General features: G+C 69.0%; 4 protein-coding genes and 1 pseudogene. 1 reads left to right on the forward strand and 4 read right to left on the reverse strand.

Annotated features, from left to right (window positions below; all coding sequences use genetic code 11):
- Nucleotides 1-390 (forward strand): annotated as a pseudogene (locus Q8814_RS25290) (adenosine deaminase); the annotation flags it as partial.
- A 6-nt stretch (nucleotides 391-396) separates the two neighbouring features.
- Here Q8814_RS25290 and Q8814_RS25295 read toward each other — a convergent pair.
- The 4 genes from Q8814_RS25295 to Q8814_RS25310 form a co-directional block, all read right to left on the reverse strand.
- Nucleotides 397-1,620 (reverse strand): primosomal protein, encoded by a 1,224-nt coding sequence (locus Q8814_RS25295; RefSeq protein ID WP_330154703.1) that lies wholly within the window; start codon nucleotides 1,618-1,620, stop codon nucleotides 397-399.
- Between the two features lie 58 nt (nucleotides 1,621-1,678).
- Complete coding sequence (locus Q8814_RS25300) at nucleotides 1,679-1,978, reverse strand: YbaB/EbfC family nucleoid-associated protein (protein ID WP_330154704.1); 300 nt, start codon at nucleotides 1,976-1,978, stop codon at nucleotides 1,679-1,681.
- 57 nt (nucleotides 1,979-2,035) lie between these two features.
- Nucleotides 2,036-2,371 carry a hypothetical protein gene (locus Q8814_RS25305; RefSeq protein ID WP_330154705.1) on the reverse strand — a complete coding sequence of 112 codons (336 nt, stop codon included), beginning with the start codon at nucleotides 2,369-2,371 and terminating at the stop codon, nucleotides 2,036-2,038.
- A 64-nt stretch (nucleotides 2,372-2,435) separates the two neighbouring features.
- The coding region (locus tag Q8814_RS25310; RefSeq protein ID WP_330154706.1) for a C40 family peptidase at nucleotides 2,436-3,177 on the reverse strand (742 nt) is incomplete at its 5' end.

Genomic DNA, 3,177 nt, shown 5'->3' on the forward strand with positions numbered 1-3,177 from the left:
GTGCGCATCGTCGACGACATCGCCGTCCACGACGACGGCACTGCCACCCTCGGTCTGCTTGCAAACTATGTGCGGGACAAGCGGATTCCCCTCGAGCTGTGCCCGAGTTCGAATGTGCAGACCGGAGCCGTGCGCACGCTCGAGGAGCATCCGTTCGATCTGCTGGCACGACTGCGGTTCCGCGTCACCGTCAACACCGACAACCGCCTCATGAGCGACACCACGATGACCAAGGAGATGCTGCGACTCGTCGACACCTTCGGTTACGGCTGGGTCGATCTCGAACGGTTCACCATCAATGCGATGAAGTCGGCGTTCCTGCCGTTCGACCAGCGCCTCGCACTGATCGACGACGTCATCAAGCCCGGCTACGCGGTACTCGTCGGCTGACGCCGCTCAGTGCTTGCGTAGGCGCGCTTCGAACTCGCGCTCGAGTTCGCGCCACGCGAGGGCCTCGCGCTCGAAGGGCGGGCTCGGCTCGAGCCTGCCCGGATCCGGTTCGAGTACGAAGTTCACGAACAGGCCGAGTTCGGTCGAGCCCGCGAGCGCGGCATCGGTCGAATCGTCGCCCGCGTAGTTCGCGGCGTCGGTGAACAGTTCGACACCCAATTCGAGTTGCTCGGGGTCGACGGCGGTGATGCCCTCCGCGATGTCGTCGGCGATGCCCGTGAGCACGTAGACGTTGTCTTCGGTCACGGTGATCTCGAGCGAGCCGTCGGTGGCGGCGTGGCGGATCTCGTCGTACGTTTCGAGGGTCGCGAGATCGTGATCGTGGTGGTCGGCGAGATACCGGGCCACGGCCCGTTCCGAACCGAACACCGAGATCAGGCCGTCGGCGCCGAGGAACACGGCGTCGTCGTCGAGGTAGCAGCGGAGCGTGAACCACGTGCCGTCGGTGGTGATGATCTTGATGGGGTCGATTCCCACCTCGTCCCAGAAGTCGTCGTCGTTGTCGACGTACTCGTACTCGTCGTCGTCATCGACGTCTTCCACCGTGTCGTCCGCCTCGACGACGTTCTCGTCCGTCGCGACCAGCTCGGACTCGATCTCCGCGACCACCGCTTCGTCGACCGCCGGTGTCGTCACCACGGCGTCGAGCGCATCGACGACCGCGTCCCAGTCCTCCGCGACCGCGACCCCGATCTTGTTCCACAGGTCCGCGCCGTCGCGGCCCTCGAATGCCGCGACGCCGTACCGCAGCACGGCGTCGATCTCGGGGCGTTCGAAGAACTTGGTGACCGCGTCGAGCTCACAGACGTCGCCGAGGATGCTGACGATGTCGAAGGTGTCCTGGAGTTCGGAGACGGCAACGGGATCGGCGTCCACAGCGGCGAGCTCCGGAACCCCGATCAGATCGAACGAGCGGGTGGACTCGGGCTCGAACTCGACTGCCGCGAGCTTCGAGACCACCGGCCACGCCGGATGCTCGACGAGGTCGTTGTCCGCACCCGAGCGCACGAACGCCACGAGCTGCGCGACCGTCGGAAACGCATAGAGGTCGTCGCCGTGACCGAGAAACGCCTCCCATTCGTCGTCGCCTTCGCGCCATCTCGGTGCCCACAGAGTGACGAGGTCGCCGTCGGTGAGACCGAGCTCGATCGGGACGATGTCTCCAGCCATGGCGGGAAGCCTAGCTACCTCGGGCCCGAAGATATACCCGGGGCCCGGGAGAGTCCGATCACCGGAGGGCACCGCGAAGCTCTTCGAGCAGGCGAGCCCGTTCGCCGGCAGCCCGGCGGGCCGCTTCGTGCGTGGTGGCCAGAATCGTCGCTGCGAGGTCCGCCGCATCGCGCCGCGATACCGACTCGGCGAGCTGCAGCCGCGCGAGCGCCCCGTTGCCGTCGACCCACGCGACGACGGCTCCGTCCGGACTCTGCGCCGACGACTGCACGGCTCCGAGCCCTCGCAGCGTGAGCTCGAGCGCCCCGAGCCGGGTGCGCACGTCCTCGACGACGGCGTCGATCTGATGTTCGCTCAACGGTGCTCTCCTTCCTGTCTCCGCGATCCGCCGTGCTCACCGCTCCGTCACGGTTCCTCACACCGGGCGCAGCCACGAGACCGGCGGCTGCGTCTCGTCTTGTTGCTGCTGGGACCGCGCGACGTCGGCCCGCGTGGGAAGCCCGATCCTGTCGAGGACGTCGCCGGGCACGCCCTGTGCCGCCAACGTGTCGCGGCGCAGCGCCGCGGCCTCGAGTGCGGCACGGCGGTTCAGCGCGACGATCTCCTCGGCAAGCCGCGCGGCGCCGTATCGGAGTTCGCGCGGATCGATCTGCAGTTCCATCGGCAGCCCCTCGTCCGTGGTGCGGACCGAGATCGTGCCCGCCCGGTTCCGGGCGGTCGCTGTCGCGGGAGCGGTGCTCGCGGTGTCCATATCCGGTTGGACGCGGCGCCGCGACGATCGGTTCCCCGCGGCCGATCGGTTCCAGGTCCGGCGGTCAGCCCGTCGGCCGGTAGAAACCCTGGAATCCCATACCGCTGTTGGTCGTACGTACCGGGGTGACGGCCACGGGATCCCCGGCCTCGACCATCATGCCGTTCCCCACGACCATCGCCACATGACCGTCCCAGACGGCGAGGTCGCCGGGCATCACCGCGCCCGCGTCCACGGGTGTCCCCACATCCTGTTCCTGGGCCAGTCGGGGTAGCTCGAGGCCGGCCTGTCCGTAGGCCCACTGGGTGAGGCCACTGCAGTCGAGCCCCTGTCCCGGAGTGACACCGCCCCACACGTACGGCGTGCCCTGTTGCTCGAGTGCGCGGCGCACCGCCTCGGCGGCGGTCGCGTTCGGGGCGACTGCGACACTGCCGTCGGGCAGGGCCACCTCGACGCCGGCCCCGGCGGACCGTGCCCCGCCCATCGTCGACATCCCGGGCGGAAGTTCCGTCGGGCCGGAGCTGTCGCCCCCCGCCGGTTCGGGGATCAGCGCGGTCATGCGCGCGGTGAGGCCCGTGAGGGCCGTCGTGATCCGGGCGAGCACGTCGAGACCGGCGGTGAGGTGCTCGAGAGCCGCGGCGACGAGCATCGCAGCCCCCTGCGGCAATGCCAGCGCGGGCGCGGCCTGCTGAGCGAGGGTGACGAACGATTCGACGATGCGCTTCAGCTCCGCGGCGCCCGCGACGACGGTCACCGTCGCCTCGAGCACCACCGCCGCGATCTCGATACCGCGGTCGGCTGCGGTG

It is taken from the genome of Rhodococcus chondri (genome assembly GCF_036327435.1).
Taxonomy (GTDB): domain Bacteria; phylum Actinomycetota; class Actinomycetes; order Mycobacteriales; family Mycobacteriaceae; genus Rhodococcus; species Rhodococcus chondri.